A 19,202-nucleotide genomic window follows, 5' to 3' on the forward strand; every position below is an offset into this window, starting at 1 on the left:
ATGGTTCCCTGACGGGTGTGCGAACGCAGGACCCAACTGAAAGCTGGTTCCGAACTATAAGTGCTGCGTAAGCGCAGTGTCAGTCCCGGGATGGTCCAAGGTGTTGCCCGGTGAAGGCTACCCTGCGGCTAGTGGGTCAACCGGCAAGAAGCCGGGAATTCATTAGCCTCTGGAGCAAAAATTCCAGGAATGATGGCGCGCGTGGGCAGCAGAGGCCGGGGTGCGAACGATGGTCATCTTCCATCCGCTAGTCAAAGTAATCATTTCTCCCAACCTCCTTTTCCGTTCTGCCAATATCTCAGCTGACTGGCTGGATAATGCGCGCCTATGGCCCCGGCAGGACGCTCTGGGGTTATAAAGTAAATTACCCTACGTTCAGACCGTTGACCAGCCAATTCGCAGTAATTCAGCAAAAAAGTTTAGGAAACTTTGTTTACAGACCCCACCGGACGATTGCCGGCGTCTTTTTGTCCCAGCCAAGGGTGCAGACCTTGGCCGTGCCCAGGATGAAGTGGCGGCCCTCCACAGGCTCCAATTCGAGCCAGCGGGCGGTGAGGATTCGGGAGAAATGACCGTGCGCCACTATCAGCACATTGTCCAGCCCGGATTCCAGCACGCGGGCAATGATCTTGTCCGCCCGCGCCGCAACATCCTCCAGTGCTTCGCCGTTCGGAACCCCGTGGGTCCAGATGAGGTAGTCAGGGTTGTCTTTGCGGATCAGATCCGAGCTGATGCCCTCGTAATCGCCGTAGTTCCACTCGACCGCCAGCGGTTCGCGCTGGGCATCAGGAAATCCCGCGAGTTCGGCGGTGCGCCGGGCGCGGCGCAGCGGCGACGTCAACACAAGGTCGAAGTCGATCCCATCCAGGACCCGACGGGCTTCAACGGCCTGCTGCTCGCCTTCCACGGTCAGCGGCAGGTCTGTGAGGCCGGTGTACTGGCCGCTCTTGGACCATTCAGTCTCGCCGTGGCGCAGGATCCACAGTTGGGGACGGGCAATGCTGGCCGGATCTGTCACTTTGACTCCTTCTCAGCGGAATGTTCGACGGCGGACGGATCAGCGGACTCGGGTTGTTCCTGCCACCAGGCCAGAAGCCGGGACTCGGCGTCTTCGGGATGGAGTGGCCCGTGTTCCATCCGGAGCTCCAACAAGTACTTATAGGCACGGCCCACCACAGGGCCGGGCTTCAGCCCCAGCAGCGCCATGATCCGGCCGCCGTCCAGATCCGGGCGCACGGCCTCCAGGGACTCCCGCTCGCGGAGTTCAGCGATGCGCGCCTCGAGGTCGTCATAGGCAAAGGATAAGCGCTCCGCCTTTTTTTGGTTGCGGGTGGTCACGTCTGATCTGGTGAGCCGGTGCAGTCGCTCCAGCAATGGGCCTGCATCCGTTACGTAGCGTCGGACGGCAGAGTCACTCCAGCCGGCCTCCCCGTAGCCGTAGAAGCGCATATGGAGCTCCACCAGCCGCGCTACGGCCTTGATGGTGTCGTTATCGAAGCGAAGGGCCTTCATCCGCTTTGCGGTGAGTTTTGATCCCACCATGTCGTGATGACGGAAGGACACCGCGCCGCCCGGTTCATAACGGCGCGTAGCCGGCTTTCCGACGTCGTGCATCAGTGCTGCGAAGCGCAGCACAAAGTCCGGGCAGGGCACGGCACCTTCTGCGTCGGTTTCCAAAGCGGCAGCCTGCTCGAGGACCTGGAGGGAGTGCTGGTAGACGTCCTTGTGCCGGTGGTGCTCATCGGATTCGAGGCGCAACGCGGAAACCTCGGGCAGCACGATGTCTGCCAGCCCGGTCTCGACCAGGAGGTCAACGCCGATCCTTGGCTGGGCTCCGCAGATCAGCTTGGTCATTTCGTCGCGGACGCGCTCGGCGGAAATGATGCTGATCCGCCCGGCCATGTCCGTCATAGCCTGCTTAACGTCCGCACGGACTGAAACGCCCAGCTGGGAGGCGAAGCGGGCGGCCCGCATCATGCGCAGGGGATCATCGGAGAAAGAATCCTCAGGTGCGCCCGGGGTGGACAGCAACGAGGCATGGAGGTCGCGGACACCGCCGTACGGATCCACCAACTCCAGGGACGGCAGCCGAAGGGCCATGGCGTTGATGGTGAAGTCGCGGCGCTGCAGATCGTCCTGCAGTGAAGATCCGAACGCCACCACGGGTTTGCGCGATTCCGGGTCGTAAGCTTCGGCCCGGTATGTGGTGATTTCGATCTGGAACCCGGCCTTGCGCATGCCAATGGTTCCGAAGGCCCGGCCGATCTCCCAGTAGGCATCCGCCCACTTCTTGATAAGCGCAAGGGTCTGGTCCGGCGTCGCATCCGTGGTGAAGTCAAGATCCGGCGAAGCGCGGCCCAGGAACAAATCGCGGACGGGCCCGCCCACCAGGGAAAGTTCGTGGCCGGCGTCGACAAAGCGCTGCCCGAGTTCCAGGACCACGGGGTCCACCTGGAAGGCAACGGTCTGAAGATCTGACTTGTGATGTGCATGCGCCATAGTTACTTAAGCTTGGCAGAAAGAACGGGCCATGAACGCCAGGATTGCCCGCGGATCCGGGGAAGGACCTGGAAGTCGCGGGTTGGCGGCGTCGCTCGCCGTCCATCTGCAGGTCATGTTCCGGTCATCATCACCGGGCAAGAGTAGTTAGAGTGGACTTCATGGCACATCCCGTACCGAGCGCTCCCGGCAGGAGGACAAACCCACCGTTGCCGTCGGCAATTGGTGCCCACGTTGCGCCTGCCCAGCCCTCGGCCGCGGCGCAGCTGCCAACGGTTGAGGAAGTTTCCGCCGGCGGCGTCGTTGTGGATACTTCCGACGACGTCCTGCGGGTTGCGATCATTGCGCGCCTCAACCGGGGTGGCCGCCTCGAATGGTGCCTGCCGAAGGGCCATCCAGAAGGCCGGGAAAACAACGAAGAGGCGGCAGTCCGTGAAATCGCCGAGGAAACCGGTATTGACGGCCGCATCCTGGCCCCGCTCGGGAGCATCGATTACTGGTTCACGGTCAGCGGCCACCGCGTCCACAAGACGGTCCACCATTATCTGCTTCAGGCCACCGGCGGCGAGCTCACCATTGAAAACGATCCCGATCACGAGGCCGTGGACGTCGCCTGGGTGCCCATCGCCGAACTTGCCCGGAAACTTTCCTTCCCCAACGAGCGTCGCATTGCAGACCTTGCCAAGGATGTCCTGCCGGAGCACCTCTAGCCAGGACCCCTTGCTGGAAAAGGATGTCCTGAAATGCGGCACTTCCAGCAGCGGTGCGAAGATTCAGGCTCCCGGGTGAGACGATAAAGCCGATGCCAAGCAACTTTGCCGCCCGCAATTCCGGGGCCCAGGAACCATTACCAGCTGATCAGCAACCGGACGATCAGTTGGGGCGCGCCCTGCCCACGCAGTCCAGCGAAACACGTTCCAGCGCCATCATGGCCGCGGGAACGCTCGTATCCCGGCTGCTGGGTTTCGCGAAGACATGGATGCTGGCCGCCGCCCTGGGCCTGGGTTCCACAGTTAATGACACCTTCATCAACGCCAATAACCTGCCCAACCTGATCTTCCTGCTGGTGGCCGGCGGGGCCTTTAATGCCGTCCTGGTCCCGCAGATCATCAAGGCCAGCAGGGCACCGGACAAGGGCGCGGACTACATCAGCCGTCTCCTGACGCTTGCCGTCCTGGTGTTGCTGGCACTGACGGCGCTGGTGACGCTCCTGGCGCCCTACGTCATTGACGCCACGACGCAGGGTTACTCGCCGCAGCAGAAGGCCCTGGCGGTAACCTTTGCGTTCTGGTGCCTCCCGCAGATTTTCTTCTACGGCCTCTACGCGCTGCTGACCCAGATCCTTAATGCCAACGGCGCCTTTGGCCCTGCCATGTGGGCGCCCATCCTGAACAACCTGGTGGCGATCTCCGGGCTGGGCATGTTTATCTGGATCTTCGGTTCCAACGTGGTGAACCCGCATACCTTGGACAACTGGGGTCCCAGCCAGACCTTTATGGTGGCGGGCGTCTCCACCATCGGCGTCGTAGCGCAAACGGCCATCCTGCTCATTCCGGTCATCCGGCTGAAGCTGCACCTGCGCCCACGGTTCGGCTGGCGCGGGGTAGGTCTGGGGCAGGCGGCGCGATTGGGCGTCTGGACGCTGCTGTCCACTGTTGTTGGCCAAGCCGCTTTCCTGTACGTCATGCGGATAGCCACCATTCCCGGCGCTGAACGTGTTCGTTTGGATAACGCAGGGGAGGCCCAGCCCAGGATTCCCGGCAACGCTGTGTTGGAGGTCGCCAGCCAGCTTTACCTGTTGCCGCACTCAGTTATCGCACTGTCCCTGGCTACCGTACTCTTCAACCGCATGACCCACGCCGCCCAGGAAGGCAGCCGGGACCGGCTTCGGGAAGCATTGTCACACGGCCTGCGGACCATGGCCGTTGCTACCGTTTTTGGTGCCATGGCGCTCTTCGCCCTGGCCGGTCCGTTGGGAATGTTCTTCTCCGGCGGGGTCAAGGGCGACGGCGTAATGCTCGCCCAGACCCTGACCATCCTGGCGCTCAGTACTCCGTTCCTCAGCGCCAACTTCATGATGTCCCGGGTCTTCTACGCCCACGAGGACGCCAAGACTCCGTTCTACGTGCAGCTGCTGCTGGCCGTTCTGTACCTGGTGGGCGCGTTCGCCATCCAGTTCCTGCCCCCCGAGCAGATCATTTACGCCCTTGCCGGTCTGTACACCGTGGGAAACATCATGTCCGTGGTCATCAGCGCCGTCTTCCTGCGCAGGTTGCTGGGTCACTTGGACGGCCCGCGGATCGGCAACTCCTATATCCGGATGGGCTATGCGGCCCTAGGCTCGGCTGTAGTGGGCATCCCGGTACTGTGGCTGCTGGGCACCTACGACCCCAACGGCTTCGCTTGGAGCTCAAGCCTGGCCGCGTTGGTGACGCTCGCCGTCGCCGGTCCTGTCATGCTCGTGGCATACCTCTTCCTTCTGAAGCTCCTCCGCGTATCTGAACTGAGTGACCTGCTCCGGCCGCTGCTGGGCAGGCTGGGACGCGGCGGGGACGCTCCCGCTGATGACGGACGGCAGGGTCCGACGCCGGCACACACCACCGTCTCCGCCGACACCGGACTGATTCCCCGTATTTCCGGTGAGTTCGACACCGGTTCGTTCCGTGCTGCCCGCGTGCATATTCCGCAGCAGCCCGACCAGTCGGTCCAGCATGGCCCCGATGGCGCGGATGACGCCGTCGGACTTCACCAGCCTCCAGAAGAAGAAGGAGAGGGAGAATCTGCTGATCAGCGGCACGGCACCGGGCTTGGCGAGCGTCCCATTCCTGGACGCAGGACCTACCAGGGCCCTGCCGGGACGAACCCGAACTTCCCCCCTCTTGAGCGGGAAGAATAACCGATTCAACCCCGGTTGCCCCGTCCTTTCAGGCCTGTTGCCAGCCTTTCAGCTAGGATCGAAGGGGTAAAAGGTAGCTGCAGACGAATGATTGTCGGCCTGCCGAAGGGCCTTTGCACGGCGGCGGAATGGTCCGCGCCGGCAATTCCCGGACAGTCTAGGAGGAACACGTGTCCCAGCCGATCGATGTTGGATCAGTACTTGGTGGCCGCTACAAGGTCACAGCCACGGTATTGACCTCGCACGACCAGGATCTGGTGCTCGATGGAGTCGACCAGGTGCTCAACAGGCCTGTCAGCATCCTCGTTGCGGGACCCTCCAACGGCGGCCAGGTGGCCGCAAGTGCGCGCGAAGTAGCCACCGGTGAGCGTCCTGGCGACGTTCAAGTGCTTGACCTTGGCGTCAGTGAAGAAGCCACCTACCTGATCACCAATCACACCTCTGCCGCCGAACTACTGGATCTCCTGGTTGCCCCCAACCCGCCCTACGTTGAGCCGTTCTTCACGGACACCTTGGGCAGCGAGATTTTCGGCCAGCCGCGTTCCAACGAACCGGAAGAGGACCACGACGCCGAACCTGCCGGCTACATCCGGTACGACGACTCCCACCCCAGCCAAGTGAGCCCGTACCAGACAGCGGGGGCGTCCGTTCCGCCACGACCGGCGACCCGGCCGGCTTCGTCCGTTCCCTCGCCCGCTTCGTCGGATGCCAGGGAGTCTGTGGCTCCTACTCCTGGAACTCCTGCTTACGGCGTTGCTGCTGCCGGCGCTGCTGCAGCCTCCTCTTCATCTTCCGGGCGCGAGGAGCCTGCCCCCAAGGTCTCACTGTGGTCCGAGAATGACTACTCCTACGACGAGGCTGATAAGGACTATTCCGACAAACCTGACCGGGACGACCGCCGGAGTGGAGCATCCCCGGCCCTCGCCCACAGCGCAGGCGCGCGCGCGGGAACTGGTGCCGGAGCCGCCTCGGCAGGACCGATCGTGGCCGAATATGACGACGACGATGACGATAACGGCAAGGAGCCACGCTCCCTGCGCTGGCTCGTAGGCGGCTTGCTCGCCGCCGTCCTGATTGCAGGCCTGGTGTTTGCCCTGACCCATCTTGGTTCGCTGTTCCCCTCGACTCCGGCGGCAAACCAGCCCACCCAAGCCTCGACTGCCCCTGAAACTTCCACAGTGGAACCGACTCCAACTAATGCCGCTCCGGCCCCCGTGACGCCGGTGATTGAGAGCATCACCCGCCAGGGCAAATTCGACTTTGCCTCGACCTACGACGCTGAACTGGTGAAGGCATACGACAACAACCCTGCCAGCTTCTGGTCGAACATGGAGTTCGCCACGGAAAACTGGGGAGGATTGGTTTCCGGCGGCGTTCCGTTGGTTATTAAGCTCCAGGAACCGTCCACCGTGTCTTCGATTACTCTCAGCCAGCTCGGCGCGTCTGGAGGCCGGATCAGCGTCCTCACCAACGACCGACCGTCACTGGAGGGGGCCAAGCAGGTGGGCACCAACAGCTTCACCTCCACGGATCTCACGATGCCGCTGACCGAGCCGGTAACTGCTCAGTACGTGATCGTGCAGATTGATACCCTGCCGCGCCTCGCGGTGCCCAAGACAATCTACAACTACGGCCTGCGCCTGGCCGAGGTCCGGGTCCAGTAGGGCTGCGGGTCTCAACGTCAGGTAACGGGACCGCTGAATGCCATCCGCCAGACGGTACCCTGTTAAGGCGTCCTGCGGCCGGCATCCCGGTTTTTCCCGGCGTCCGGCAACGGACACTTCCGAAGTATGGCGCGTCACTACCACTGCTGGAATATTCAGCAAATGGAATCAGTTGTGCAATGAGCCGGCAGTGATACGCGGGCGCATCGACCAAGGAAGAGGTTCACCGTTAAGTGAGCAACGCAGAAAACACCGCGTCGGATGTACGTGATGTCATCATCGTCGGCTCTGGCCCGGCAGGTTACACGGCAGCCGTTTATACCGCCCGAGCCAACCTCAGGCCGCTGCTCCTGGCCGGATCTGTAACCGCCGGCGGTGAGTTGATGAACACCACCGATGTCGAAAACTACCCCGGCTTCCCTGACGGCATCATGGGCCCGGACCTCATGGAGAACTTCGAAAAGCAGGCCGCCCGCTTCGGTACGGAAATCCAGTTTGAGGACGTAACCTCCTTGGATCTCGACGGCGAGATCAAAACTGTCACCATCGCGACCGGCGAATCCTTCCGCGCACGCGCAGTTATTCTTTCTACCGGATCCGCTTACCGTGAGTTGGGCCTTCCCAATGAGAAGCGTCTTTCCGGCCATGGTGTTAGCTGGTGTGCAACCTGCGACGGTTTCTTTTTCAAAGATCAGGACATCGCGGTCATTGGTGGCGGCGACTCCGCCATGGAAGAGGCCCTGTTCCTCACCAAATTCGCGAAGTCCGTCACAGTCGTGCACCGCCGCGATACGCTGCGTGCGTCCAAGATCATGGCCGACCGCGCTCTTGCCCACGAGAAGATCAACTTCGTGTGGAACACCGGCGTCGAGGACGTCATTGGCGGCGATAAGGTCACCGGCCTCAAGTTGAAGAACCTGGTGGACGGCACGGAGTCCGAGCTGGCTGTCACGGGTGTCTTCGTGGCCATCGGAAACGATCCCCGCACTGACCTGATAAAGGGCGTCCTGGATCTGACCGCGGAGGGCACCATCGCTGTGGAAGGCCGCAGCTCGCGTACCAGCCTTCCGGGTGTGTTCGCTGCCGGCGACGTCGTGGACCCCACCTACCGCCAGGCCATCACTGCCTCGGGTTCTGGTTGTGTTGCGGCGATCGACGTCGAGCACTACCTGGCCAGCCTCCACTCCTGAACAGTCGTACACCACCTAGAAAGCGAGAATGCTCATGAGCAATGCAAAAGAAGTAACTGACGCCAGCTTTGGGGCCGATGTCCTTTCGGCCGACAAGCCGGTCATCGTAGACTTCTGGGCAGAATGGTGCGGTCCGTGCCGCAAGCTCGGTCCCATTCTGGACGAGATCTCCGTTGAATACAGCGAGAAGGTCAACGTCGTCAAGGTTAACGTTGACGACAACCCGGCTATCGCTGCCCAGTACGGGATCACCTCGATTCCTGCGGTCTACCTTTTTGAAGGCGGCGAAGTGAAGAACACCGTAATCGGTGCCAAGCCTAAGCAGTTTTTCGAAAAGGAATTCGCGGACGTTCTGTCCTAACCTTTTCCATCGATCAAGCAGGTTACCCCTTTCGGAAGGGGCAACCTGCTTTTTTCGTCGGTAAGCCACTGGTTCGGGTTGAGTCTAGGTTGGTCTTTCAGCGTGCGGCTGGGGAGCTAGGCAGGCTGGAATGAACGCCCCGCTCGGCGTACTCAACGGGTACCCCCGCTGGGGCCACCTGTTCAGCGGTTGTGAGTGATCCTAACGAAGTGTTTCACGTGAAACATTGCGCGGATAGCGGCTTCTTTGCTCCGCTGAGAAGTTTGGTTCGAGGAGCTGTTTAGGCCGCCAACCTATGCTCCGTAAGCATCTTGGGTCGGCAGGCAGTACACATGGGCAAAGCGTAATATGAATGAGCGCGGGCATTTCCCTGTGCGCCTCGGCTGGGGGACTGGGTCGAAAGCCTAGAGGGGATGCCCGCCTGGTGCAGACTGGTGCTCGTAAGTTCGCCTTCGGGTGCCGTAGTCTCTTGCTTTTTTCCGTGATGCTGAACACCATCAGTAGCCGAGACTTGATAAGGACGGCATCGCGGCAGATAGCGGCGCACTGCGATACCCGTCCAGAGACCAAAGGTGCGCCAGGGAGAGCCAGCTCAGCCCGGTCGGTGCAAGCGCAGGCGTGGAGCGGCAGTCCACGTCGATGTTTCACGTGAAACACCAACAGCCGGGGAGTGCGTCGAAAATGGAAGCGCAAAGGCGTGCTTCAGTGCTCGCTGCTTGGCCCCAGCTTCGCAGCGGGCTGCGAATGAGGAACCTGAGTACCCAGGCATGCAGGAGTTGCTGTCAGCTGTTACGGCTTCCGTGCTGCTCTGCACACAAATACGAAACATCCCCCGTGAGCTGACCTAGCTTCGACACGTTGTCGCCAGCAGATGCCAAGAGGATGCATTGTTCATGACCTTCAGTGCCCGGAAGAGTCCTCTTGCTGTGTTCTTCTCCGCCGCCCACCCTGTCATTCTCTGAGGCAGACTGGTGTTTCACGTGAAACATCCGCTCCCGCCGAGGTCATGGTTCAGAGACCAGTTCCTAGTGGAGAAAGGCCTCTGCACCCGACGAAGAAGCCTGTCCCGAAGGATGCTCGCCCTGGACGAAACCACCCACCGTATTGGTGGGTCCCTTCTCGCTCATCTCTGAACACGAATCCAGGTGATCTTAGGGCGGTGAACCAGAACCGTCGGCAGTCCAGATTCGCCCACAGTTGCCGATCAGGCATCGCTAACCACTCATCGAACACCCCAAAGGTGCACGAAGTGTGGCAAATCAGTACCGCCTAACGGCCCCTGCCACAGCAGTGCACGCGTACCGCTCTAGCCCATCACTGGACCAGACCCCTGCACGTCGCCCAAAGCAGAATCCTAAGCACCAGCGCACCCCCCGCTTCCTTCCCACTCTTTCGTACCTCTGAGGCGCCTGGCGTTCCACGGATGCTCACAGAGCCCATACGACCAGGACGGGAACAAGCCGGGCCATCCGAGGTATAAGGACCAGCGGCACGCCACAGGGTGCTCACAAACTAAGCGACCGTAGCCCTCCGGCCACCACGCAGCCATGCAGCGAAACACCCAGCGATCCTTGTTTAGCAGGCAGACCGTTTCGAGCAGAAGTTCACCAAGTGCTCCCATTCCTGCATAGAAACGGGCCAAGTTGCTGCAATACCTCGGCCACTCCGCCTAGCAGTGCCTCCTCAACCATCGTGCAGGTGCTAAACCACGTCACCTGTATGGGAGGACTGTAAATGACATCCTCTTCCTTCGGCCGGCCCACCGCACCCGAGCCCCTGACGCCAAACCCAGCAGGCCATACATCCCGGAGGTCGTCTCCCTTCCCAACGTGACTTCGCCACCATGCGAGCAGGGGCATCGGGTCGGTGTGTTGCCAATCGCCCCGCCTCACGCAAGTAGATCTTTGCTTCAATCGACTCAAACGGCATTGAGCAGCCCGCACCCAGCAAACCGCACCCCAGATATCGGGTACCCATCTAGTAGCGACCCAGGAAATGCCGTTGGCCTTGCCTCGACTGTAAATAACCCAGTACCCATCAGGTGCAGACGTGCCGTGACAATTTGGGGGACTGCCGGAGCCCCGCTCCGCAAGGAATGCGAACTTCAGTTCAAGTCACGTCTGTCACGTCCAACGTCTTGCAAGTGCGAGGACATTATTGATCTCCACGACACTGGTGATCCCGGTCAGCCCTGTCACCATCGGGAGAGACGTGTTATCGCCCAGGCATAGGGCAACGACGCCGGCTCTACCCCAGGGCAGCATCAGTCTAAGTACGCGGCTGGAACGGCATTGGGAGGGATTCAACATACGTCATGCTCGAGCGGGGTCCAGCAGCTCCGCGAATCCGGCCTCGATTCAGGGCGATTAACTTCCCTCTGCGGCCTGATGCGTGCAGTAGATATCCACACAGTTATCCACAGCAGATACCCACAGGCTTGTGCAAGTCTGTGGAAAACGGACCGCCTAGAAGCAGTGACTTGGGCCGAGCCGGATTAGCTCACTTATCTTGCTTTCCGGACCTCGCAGGATCAGTCAGCCTGGTGATACATGGCGGCGGCCCGCTGTTTGCTCCAAAAATGCGCTCCTTGGGCCGCTTATGCGTCCAGAAACGGGCGCAGAAGCGCTACCCGGCACCACATTGGCCTTCCAATATTTGCTGGAGCGGGATGTTTCACGTGAAACAGGTGCGATCATCAGGCGCGTCTTCCGTTGCTAGGGCCTCTCACCAGCCGCCGGGGGCGGCGCAGCCTGTGGAAAACTATGGTCCTTACGGCTGGGTCGTCCACAGGCTTATCCACAGGTCACCTGTCACAGTTCTAATGACTTCTACGGGCAGCAGACTCTCGCTAAGCTTCAAGTCCCCAGCCTGGTGCTGACCGTGTGCCTGCCGGCTCGGCGGACGGAAGTGACAGCCCTCAACTTTTCGCCGCATAGGGAAAAGTGCGGCGTCGGACGTCGGTTCCTTGTAAGGCCCAGAATCCAGTCCACCACCCAGAGTGCGACCGCCACGAATCGATGGGTCATGCAGGGCAGTACGCTCACTCAAGCGGCCTCAGGGCATGTCGCTGGGAGCAGAACACCTAAGCGGGGAAAACTTAGTCCGGCAACAGCCAGAAGCGCCAATGGAACCCAAAGCCGACCGAGCGGACCGGAGCGGTCCGGCAGTTGCAGAGTGTTACGGGCCACCGCACCAGACGAACGATCCTGAATCAGCAGGCAGTCAAAATACCTAATGTTGGTCAGGGGAGTCGAACTCGCACGCAGGGTACCCCTCAGGATCCCACGAGTGCATACTAGGCTTCCACTTCCAGAGGCGCGAGCTGGGCCTATGTTCTCTGAGATCCAGGACCGGACCCGCGAACAACCTGGGTCGACCGCTCGAGCTCCGGTGTCATCCAGCGGATACAGCCCACAAGCCACAACGGATGCTCTAGAGCTATGGCCTTGCACCATTGGCCGTACGACCTGACATGGGGATTCTGTTTCAGCGGTCTACCCTCTGGGAACCGAGCACAGACCGAGCGTTTCACGTGAAACATAAGCACGTACCCTGATCAGGATTAGCGACCGACTCGGCGTTCCAGTGGAGAGCGGCCAATCGTTGCCTCGGGACGCGTGTGCAGTTTCTCCCTGGATCGGTACCTCGTTCCGGCCCGCGAAGCAGAACGTGGATGCGTAGAACACCTGGGGGCCGGTAACGCGGGGTGATCGGTTCCGGGTCGTCACGTCCTCGCACATTTCGGCGGAACTGCGCCAATGAGGTCTACGGGGGAGACGATCAGGCTACTCTGACACACATAGGTTGGCAAAGATCACTTTCGCCAAGAGGTCGACCAGAGACCAGAATAACCAGCGTTAACTCGTCGGTTCGGTCCGCACCAAGAGTGCCGTAAGAAACTCCCTTGGTCCATGTACCAGGATGCACAGGTCGCATAGGCGTGTTTTTCCCCTGGATGTTCACCTGCACACAGGACCACGAACCACCTACCGCACAGTGGACCTGGGCTGGACCACAGACTCCATAGAAGGCACGAAACTGGTCCATACGACAGGATTGATGTTTTGCGAACTATCGGCTCCTACCTCGGCACGCCGAGATCAGAACGCCTCAGCGATTTCGCAGGGTCCCTCCATGCCGGAATCAGATCAGGTTCTTGGAAGACATCAAGCAACCCAAATGTCTCGTGCGCACGTCCAGACAGCAACTTTTAGATCGCTGCAAGACACAAACGCATTCAGAAAAGATCCGAGCCAGTCATAGCCCATGATGGAAGCACTGACACCAGCGCTATATGGCAGCAACATCGCCCCAAACGGCGGGCGGGGGTGGTTCGGTGTTTTCCATGTGCCGTCACGTTCTCAGGGAGACCGCAAACCGAAGTGAGTGTCCGGTGATCTTGATAAACAAAAAAGAGGCACTGTTTCACGTGAAACAGTGCCTCTTTAAGAAAGCAGGTCTATGTGTCCGCTCCAGGTGCAAGGACATCCATAATACGGTTTAGGTCCTCAACGCTTGCGAACTCGATGCTGACCCGCCCTTTTCGCACACCGAGTGAGATTTTCACGTTGGTATCTAAGCGATCAGACAGCGAGGAAGCGAGGTAGTCCAAGCGCTCATGCCGAGCACCGGGGCGCGGAACGTTGTTTTTCGCGGGCTTGGCTGGATCCTGATACATGGACACAGCTTCTTCGGTGGCTCGAACAGACATCCCCTCGGCGACTATGCGCTGTGCCAAGCGTTCCATCGCAGCAGCGTCCGGAAGTGACAGCAACGCTCTCGCATGACCCGCCGACAGGACACCGGCTGCAACCCTGCGCTGCACCAGGGCAGGGAGCCTAAGTAAACGGAGTGTGTTGGAGACCTGGGGCCGGGAACGGCCCAACTTGTCCGCCAACTGTTCGTGGGTGGTTCCGAAGTCTTCGAGAAGTTGTTGGTACGCAGCCGCCTCTTCGAGAGGATTTAGCTGGCTGCGGTGCAGGTTCTCCAGAAGCGCGTCGCGAAGGAGGTCATCATCTGTTGTGTCTCGGATGATTGCGGGGATGGTAGCGAGGCCGGCCGCCTGAACAGCCCTCCACCTACGTTCACCCATGACCAGTTCATAGGGTTCTCCACCGGGTTCGGTTGAAGTACGCACAACAATTGGCTGTAGGACGCCAATTTCGCGAACCGAGTGAACCAGCTCTGCCATGTCGTCCTCATCGAAGACCGAGCGCGGCTGTTTGCGGTTGGGATGAATATCGGTGACAGGGATTTCCGCGAACCTGGCGCCGGGAACTTCCACCAGTTCGGGCCCGCCAAATGAAAGCGCGGGGCTGGGCTCTACAGGAGCGGGCGTCGTAGAATCCCCGGCAGGGACGGTGGCGGCTGCTGACTCATCCTTGGACGTAGTCTTCTTCGATGCCGTCTTCTTCGCGGGATTCTTCCTGGCTCCACCGGCAGAACCATCGGAACCAGCAGAAACGGCCGGAGCCACCTCCGCACTTATCTCTTCAGCGGGAGAATCCTTGAGGTCCTCCACCGGCGCAGTCGGAGCAGTGCGCTGCCGACTCTCCGGAAAGAAAAGATCCACTGGACGCGAGGGTGCCGTCCCATTGCCAGCTGTGCCGGTCGCGGCGGAACTCGGAATGAGTGCTCCCAGGCCGCGGCCCAGACCACGTCGCTTTTCACTCATGGATAATTCCCTCCAGTGGATCAGCCCGGCGTGGCCCGGCCTCAGTTGATGCGAGTCTTTCGATTCTAACGTTCGGCAATTTCAGCAGCAGCTTCAAGGTAGGAGAGGGCACCACTCGACGAAGGGTCGTAGGTCATAACCGTCTGCTGGTAGCTGGGCGCCTCTGAGATACGTACTGAGCGTGGAACCACAGCGCCCAACACCTGTTCGGGAAAGTGTTCACGAACCTCAGCTGCCACTTGGGCGGCCAGGTTGGTGCGGCCATCGTACATAGTGAGCAGAATGGTGGAGACCACCAGGTCCGCGTTCAGGTGCTTCTGGATCATCTCGATGTTCTTCAACAACTGGCTAAGTCCTTCAAGGGCGTAGTACTCGCACTGAATAGGGATCAGCACTTCGCCGGCGGCACAGAAGGCATTGACGGTGAGCAACCCCAGGCTGGGCGGGCAGTCGATAAAGATATAGTCCAGCGCCGGTTCGCCGTTGGCCTCTCGTGTTTTTGCATACACGTCGATGGCCCTCCGCAACCGCTGCTCGCGTGCAACGAGGGAGACCAACTCGATCTCGGCACCGGCCAGGTGGATGGTAGCCGGGGCACAGATCAGGTTGGCGATGTCGGGACACGGCGCCACAACGTCGGCGAGGGGGAAATCGTTGATGAGGACGTCATAAATGCTGTCCACGTCCGCGTGGTGCTCCACGCCCAGTGCAGTAGAGGCATTGCCCTGGGGATCAATATCAATCACCAGCACGTTCAGTCCGGCGCTGGCCAGCGCTGCCGCGATGTTGACAGTGGTGGTGGTCTTACCGACTCCGCCTTTTTGGTTGGAAACAGTAAAGACCCTGGTTTTGGAAGGCTTGGGCAGCCGGCGCCCGGCCAGGCGTTCGCGACGCTTGTTCTCGTGAACCAGTTCGCGGGCGATGGGGCTGGAGTCATCCATCGCGTCCATCACGTTGCTCTTGCCGTTTACCGGACTTTCACGTGAAACGGAAGGCATATTTTGGCTCCCTGCAACTGATTGTGGTTTCGAGGAGGGAACCGGCGGAGCAGAGAACGCTCGTGCTGAGCCCAGGGACACAAACGGAGGGATCCGCTGCGTGGCCGGTTCACTGCTACTCACTTCACACTCTCACTCTCGTTGGCCTTGCTGCCGTTATCTAGCCTATCTGCTTCACCATAATCCGCGGCGGTGCCATCCTTGGTCAGGCGGATTTTCGCGACTTGTCGACAACGATCCTGACCACCGTGGTGGGCTCCTCCAGAAGATCAGCACCTACCGTAACGACTGTGGTTTCGCGGCCGCCCATTCGCCGGATGATTTTGGCTGCCTTCTCAATCTCTTCACCGGCACTGCGTCCCTTGATGGCCACAACCAACCCCTTCCCTCCCAGAAGCGGAATGGTCAGTCCAGCCAGGTTAGTCAACGCAGAAACAGCCCGGGCAGTAACAACGTCCGCCACAACAGTGCCCACAGCGAGCTCCGCACGGGACCGCATGACCGTCACATTGCCCAGCTCCAGATCATCCACCACTTCCTGCAGCCAGATGACGCGGCGCTCCAGCGGCTCAATGAGCGTCAACTCAAGGTCAGGGCGGGCAATCGCCAAGCAGAGGCCGGGCAGGCCGGCACCGCTTCCGACATCGGCCACGTGGCTTCCGTGCGCAATCTCGCTTTCGATCACGGCACAGTTGAGCACATGCCGGCTCCAAAGTCGGGGGATCTCGCGGGGACCAATCAGTCCGCGTTCGGTACCCGAAGTGGCCAAGTGCTCGACGTAGCGCTTGGCAAGGTCCAGCCTGCTGCCAAAAATCTTCTCGGCCGCCGCCAGCTCTGCTGGGGTGATGTCAACCATGGTTACCGGCTCCCGCGTTCCACTATTCGGCGGAAACAACAATGTGACGGCCGGCGCCTTCGCCTTCAGACTCGCTGATGAAGCCCAGGTCGGCCACGGCGTCGTGGACAATCTTGCGTTCGTAAGCGCTCATGGGCTCAAGGGCCACAGGTGCACCCGTTGCCTTCGCTGTGGTCACAGCATCTTCAGCAATCTTCTGCAGGTGGCCGGCACGTTCCTTGCGGTAACCGTTGATGTCCAGCACCAGGCGCGAGCGGTTCTCCGTAGCGGAGAGCACGGACAGGCGGGTCAGTTCCTGGAGGGCTTCCAGGACCTCGCCATCTTCACCAACCAAGGCGTCCAGGGCGTCCGATTCTTCGTCAGTAACAATGGAAATGTAGGTGCGTCCGTTGCGGACCTCGATATCGATGTCTCCATCGATATCAGCAATATCCAGCAGCTCCTCGAGGTAATCAGCGGCGACGTCGCCCTCTTCCTCGAGCCGGCCTGCAGCAGCACCAGGAGTGCCGGCCGCTACGGACTCGTCCATGAGGTCCTCGGATTCAGTGTCAATCTCGGCTTCCACGGAAGGAATCTGATCGGTGCTCTCAACAGACATTACTTCTTCTTCCTGTTTTTGCGTTGCGGCTGGACACGCTGGCCCTTGGCCTGCGCGGCGACGGCAGCGGCAGCATCGGCGTCGGCCTCTTCATCCTTCTTGCCGGTGAGAATTGACAGCGGCGGGAGGCCCTTGGCGGCGCGGCGCTCGGCCAGCGCCTTGGCAGCAGGGGATCCCGGCGTCGGCATGCGGCGGATCACGAAGAACTGCTGAGCCATGGTCCAGAGGTTGGTGGTGGTCCAGTAGATCAGGACACCGATGGGGAAGTTGATGCCACCCACGCCGAAGACAACAGGCAGGATGTAGAGCATCATCTTCTGCTGGCGCATAAACGGACTGGCCATGGCCTCTTCGGACATGTTCTTCGCCATGATCTGCTTCTGCGTGATGAACTGCGAGGCCGTCATGGCCAGGATCATGATGATCGAAAGGATCCATACTGCCGTGAGGTTCCCCTCACCGCCATGCAACAGGGAGGCGGAGAGCGTAGCCCCGAAAATGGTGGAATCGTCGAACTGTTCCACCTGGCCATGGCTCATTGCGCCGATGCCCTTGTTTTGGTCGCGCGCCGTGCTGATGCCGGAAAGCACCTGGAACAACGCGAAGAAGAATGGCATCTGGATCAGCATGGGCAGGCAGGCGGAGAACGGGTTGGTGCCGTGCTTCTTGTACATGGCCATCTGTTCCTGCGCCATAGCCTGGCGGGAGAGCTGGTCTGTCTTGCCTTTGTACTTGTCCTGCAGCTTCTTCAGGTCAGGCTGCAGGAGCTGCATGCCACGCTGGGCCTTGATCTGCTTGACGAAGACGGGGATGAGAGCTGCCCGGATCACCAGGACCAGCCCAATGATGGACAGTGTCCAGGTCCAGCCGGAAGCCTCAGGCAGGCCAATGAAGGTCAGGCCCTCGTGGAAGCCCACCATAATGACGGACACCAGCCACTTGAACGGAAACATGATTGTTTCAAAGAAGTCCATACGTTATCCCTATTCGTCAGGCCGCCGAGCGGCCTTCTTCATCAGTGCGCGCAGCCAGGAACTTGTCCGGGTTGTTCAACACAACAATTGTTGGGGTCTGTCCGGCAGGCCATTCCCTGTGTCCGGCGGGGACATGGTCCACTCCGCCTGCATTCCAGGGGTGGCAACGTACCAGCCGGCGCGCGGCCAGCCAGGTGCCTTTAACGGCTCCATGCACTGTCACAGCTTCAAGGGCGTAAGCAGAGCACGACGGAAAAAATCGGCAGACCTGGCCGTACAAGGGCGAAATCACCTTGCGGTAGGCCTTCAGGAGAAGAATCAGAATGTTTCGCGGCAGGTTCCAGATAGCTCTGCCCATGGCGGTGACAACGGTAGGAAGGAAGCGGACGACGGCGGCACTAGTGTCACGCACGCGCTGTCCCTTCCTGTGTGGTTCCGTTGACGGCTGGTGATCCATCCGCGGCCTGGTTCAGGGAACCGGACCGTGCCGCGCCACGATTTCCCAGGCGCCTGATGGTGGACTCCAACGATTCGTTGTAGTCCGAGAGCAGCTGCTGCCAGCTTGCAGCGGCTGACGCGGGCAAAGCCCGGACAACAATTGCATAGCCGGTGCCGTACCTTTTCAAGGACGCGGCGCCAGCTTCTCTCAGTCTCCTCTTAACGAGGTTCCTGGTCACGGCGTTCCCGACACTTTTGGAAACGATGAACCCGATTCTGCTGGGTTGGTCGTCTGGAAGGGTTGCCGCATATAACACTACGTTCCGGCGTCCATTGCGGACGCCGGAACGTACAGTTGTCGAAAAATCGGTTGATGTCCTAAGGCGGTTACGGGTGGCCAGCACCTTCAAACTCGCAAAAGACTATTGAACCGACGAGTCAGTTTATTTAGGCCGACAGCTCGGTGCGGCCCTTGCCACGACGGGCTGCCAGAATGGCACGGCCGGCGCGGGTACGCATACGAAGGCGGAAGCCGTGCTTCTTGGCTCGACGGCGGTTATTCGGCTGAAAAGTCCGCTTGCTCACGTTAGTTACTCCAGTGGATCAAAGGTGCGCCCACCCGATCAGTAATTGGGGAAGAACTGGCCGACGCTAAGTTTTGTATGTGCCACTTCCCCCGGCTGCTCTAACGCCTGGCGTTAGAGGGATGCAGATGGGGCCAAAAAGCGGACACAAAGGACTTCACAACGTTAGGGCAAATACCGGGTCCCAGTCAAACCGGGGCGGTGCGGAGAGGATATCCCCAACTGTGGCTAAGTAGGCCTTTCAGCCTGTGGATGAAGTGCCTCACAGGACTAGTTTTGGAACCACACCGTTGTAATTATCCACAAGCAAGTCCCCAGCTATCTTCTAGGCTTTTCATCCCCTAGAGTGTCCCAGTAGCCGATTATCCACGGTCTGTGCATAACCCTGTGGAGAAGGCTGGGCCAACCTAGTGGTTCCGGACCTGCTGGCTGCACAAAATGCAGGCCCGCAAGTTTGAGGAAACTGATTT

General features: G+C 60.3%; 15 protein-coding genes. 5 read left to right on the forward strand and 10 right to left on the reverse strand.

Annotation, left to right across the window (positions count from 1 at the left end; all coding sequences use genetic code 11):
- Window positions 1-433: 433 nt before the first annotated feature.
- Window positions 434-1,018: a histidine phosphatase family protein gene (locus ACWA13_RS18415; RefSeq protein WP_463935869.1), complete on the reverse strand. Its 585-nt coding sequence runs from the start codon at window positions 1,016-1,018 to the stop codon at window positions 434-436.
- Window positions 1,015-2,499, reverse strand: coding sequence for a CCA tRNA nucleotidyltransferase (locus tag ACWA13_RS18420; RefSeq protein WP_463935870.1), 1,485 nt, complete (start codon window positions 2,497-2,499; stop codon window positions 1,015-1,017). The genes ACWA13_RS18415 and ACWA13_RS18420 overlap by 4 nt, the downstream gene beginning before the upstream one ends.
- A gap of 161 nt (window positions 2,500-2,660) precedes the next feature.
- Here ACWA13_RS18420 and ACWA13_RS18425 point away from each other — a divergent pair, with 161 nt between their 5' ends.
- From ACWA13_RS18425 to trxA, 5 genes are all read left to right on the forward strand, one after another.
- On the forward strand, window positions 2,661-3,209 hold the full coding sequence (locus ACWA13_RS18425) for an NUDIX hydrolase (protein ID WP_463935871.1): 549 nt from the start codon (window positions 2,661-2,663) through the stop codon (window positions 3,207-3,209).
- Window positions 3,210-3,301: 92 nt separating this feature from the next.
- On the forward strand, window positions 3,302-5,395 hold the full coding sequence (murJ, locus tag ACWA13_RS18430; protein WP_463935872.1) for a murein biosynthesis integral membrane protein MurJ: 2,094 nt from the start codon (window positions 3,302-3,304) through the stop codon (window positions 5,393-5,395).
- A gap of 170 nt (window positions 5,396-5,565) precedes the next feature.
- Entirely contained in the window at window positions 5,566-7,059 is a 1,494-nt protein-coding gene (locus ACWA13_RS18435; protein ID WP_463935873.1) for an ABC transporter substrate-binding protein, read from the forward strand.
- Between the two features lie 233 nt (window positions 7,060-7,292).
- Complete coding sequence (gene trxB / locus ACWA13_RS18440) at window positions 7,293-8,249, forward strand: thioredoxin-disulfide reductase (RefSeq protein ID WP_463935874.1); 957 nt, start codon at window positions 7,293-7,295, stop codon at window positions 8,247-8,249.
- Window positions 8,250-8,283: 34 nt separating this feature from the next.
- Window positions 8,284-8,610 (forward strand): thioredoxin, encoded by a 327-nt coding sequence (gene trxA, locus ACWA13_RS18445; protein WP_463935875.1) that lies wholly within the window; start codon window positions 8,284-8,286, stop codon window positions 8,608-8,610.
- A gap of 4,459 nt (window positions 8,611-13,069) precedes the next feature.
- Here the strand turns inward: trxA and ACWA13_RS18450 are convergent.
- The 8 genes from ACWA13_RS18450 to rpmH form a co-directional block, all read right to left on the reverse strand.
- A complete protein-coding gene (locus tag ACWA13_RS18450; protein WP_463935876.1) occupies window positions 13,070-14,284 on the reverse strand; it encodes a ParB/RepB/Spo0J family partition protein in 1,215 nt (404 codons plus the stop codon).
- A 65-nt stretch (window positions 14,285-14,349) separates the two neighbouring features.
- Complete coding sequence (locus tag ACWA13_RS18455) at window positions 14,350-15,405, reverse strand: ParA family protein (RefSeq protein ID WP_463935877.1); 1,056 nt, start codon at window positions 15,403-15,405, stop codon at window positions 14,350-14,352.
- Between the two features lie 82 nt (window positions 15,406-15,487).
- Window positions 15,488-16,138: a 16S rRNA (guanine(527)-N(7))-methyltransferase RsmG gene (rsmG, locus tag ACWA13_RS18460; protein WP_463935879.1), complete on the reverse strand. Its 651-nt coding sequence runs from the start codon at window positions 16,136-16,138 to the stop codon at window positions 15,488-15,490.
- Between the two features lie 22 nt (window positions 16,139-16,160).
- The gene (locus tag ACWA13_RS18465) at window positions 16,161-16,667 is read right to left on the reverse strand and encodes a Jag family protein (protein WP_463937972.1); all 507 of its coding nucleotides are present in this window, start codon (window positions 16,665-16,667) and stop codon (window positions 16,161-16,163) included.
- Window positions 16,668-16,735: 68 nt separating this feature from the next.
- Entirely contained in the window at window positions 16,736-17,710 is a 975-nt protein-coding gene (gene yidC, locus ACWA13_RS18470; RefSeq protein ID WP_463935881.1) for a membrane protein insertase YidC, read from the reverse strand.
- A 16-nt stretch (window positions 17,711-17,726) separates the two neighbouring features.
- Window positions 17,727-18,167: a membrane protein insertion efficiency factor YidD gene (yidD, locus tag ACWA13_RS18475; protein WP_463935883.1), complete on the reverse strand. Its 441-nt coding sequence runs from the start codon at window positions 18,165-18,167 to the stop codon at window positions 17,727-17,729.
- A complete protein-coding gene (rnpA, locus tag ACWA13_RS18480; RefSeq protein ID WP_463935884.1) occupies window positions 18,115-18,552 on the reverse strand; it encodes a ribonuclease P protein component in 438 nt (145 codons plus the stop codon). Before rnpA ends, yidD begins: the two co-directional genes overlap by 53 nt.
- Window positions 18,553-18,595: 43 nt before the next feature.
- Complete coding sequence (gene rpmH, locus ACWA13_RS18485) at window positions 18,596-18,733, reverse strand: 50S ribosomal protein L34 (RefSeq protein WP_003800212.1); 138 nt, start codon at window positions 18,731-18,733, stop codon at window positions 18,596-18,598.
- Window positions 18,734-19,202 lie beyond the last annotated feature (469 nt).

The organism is Pseudarthrobacter sp. TRD_SC_9, assembly GCF_055361265.1.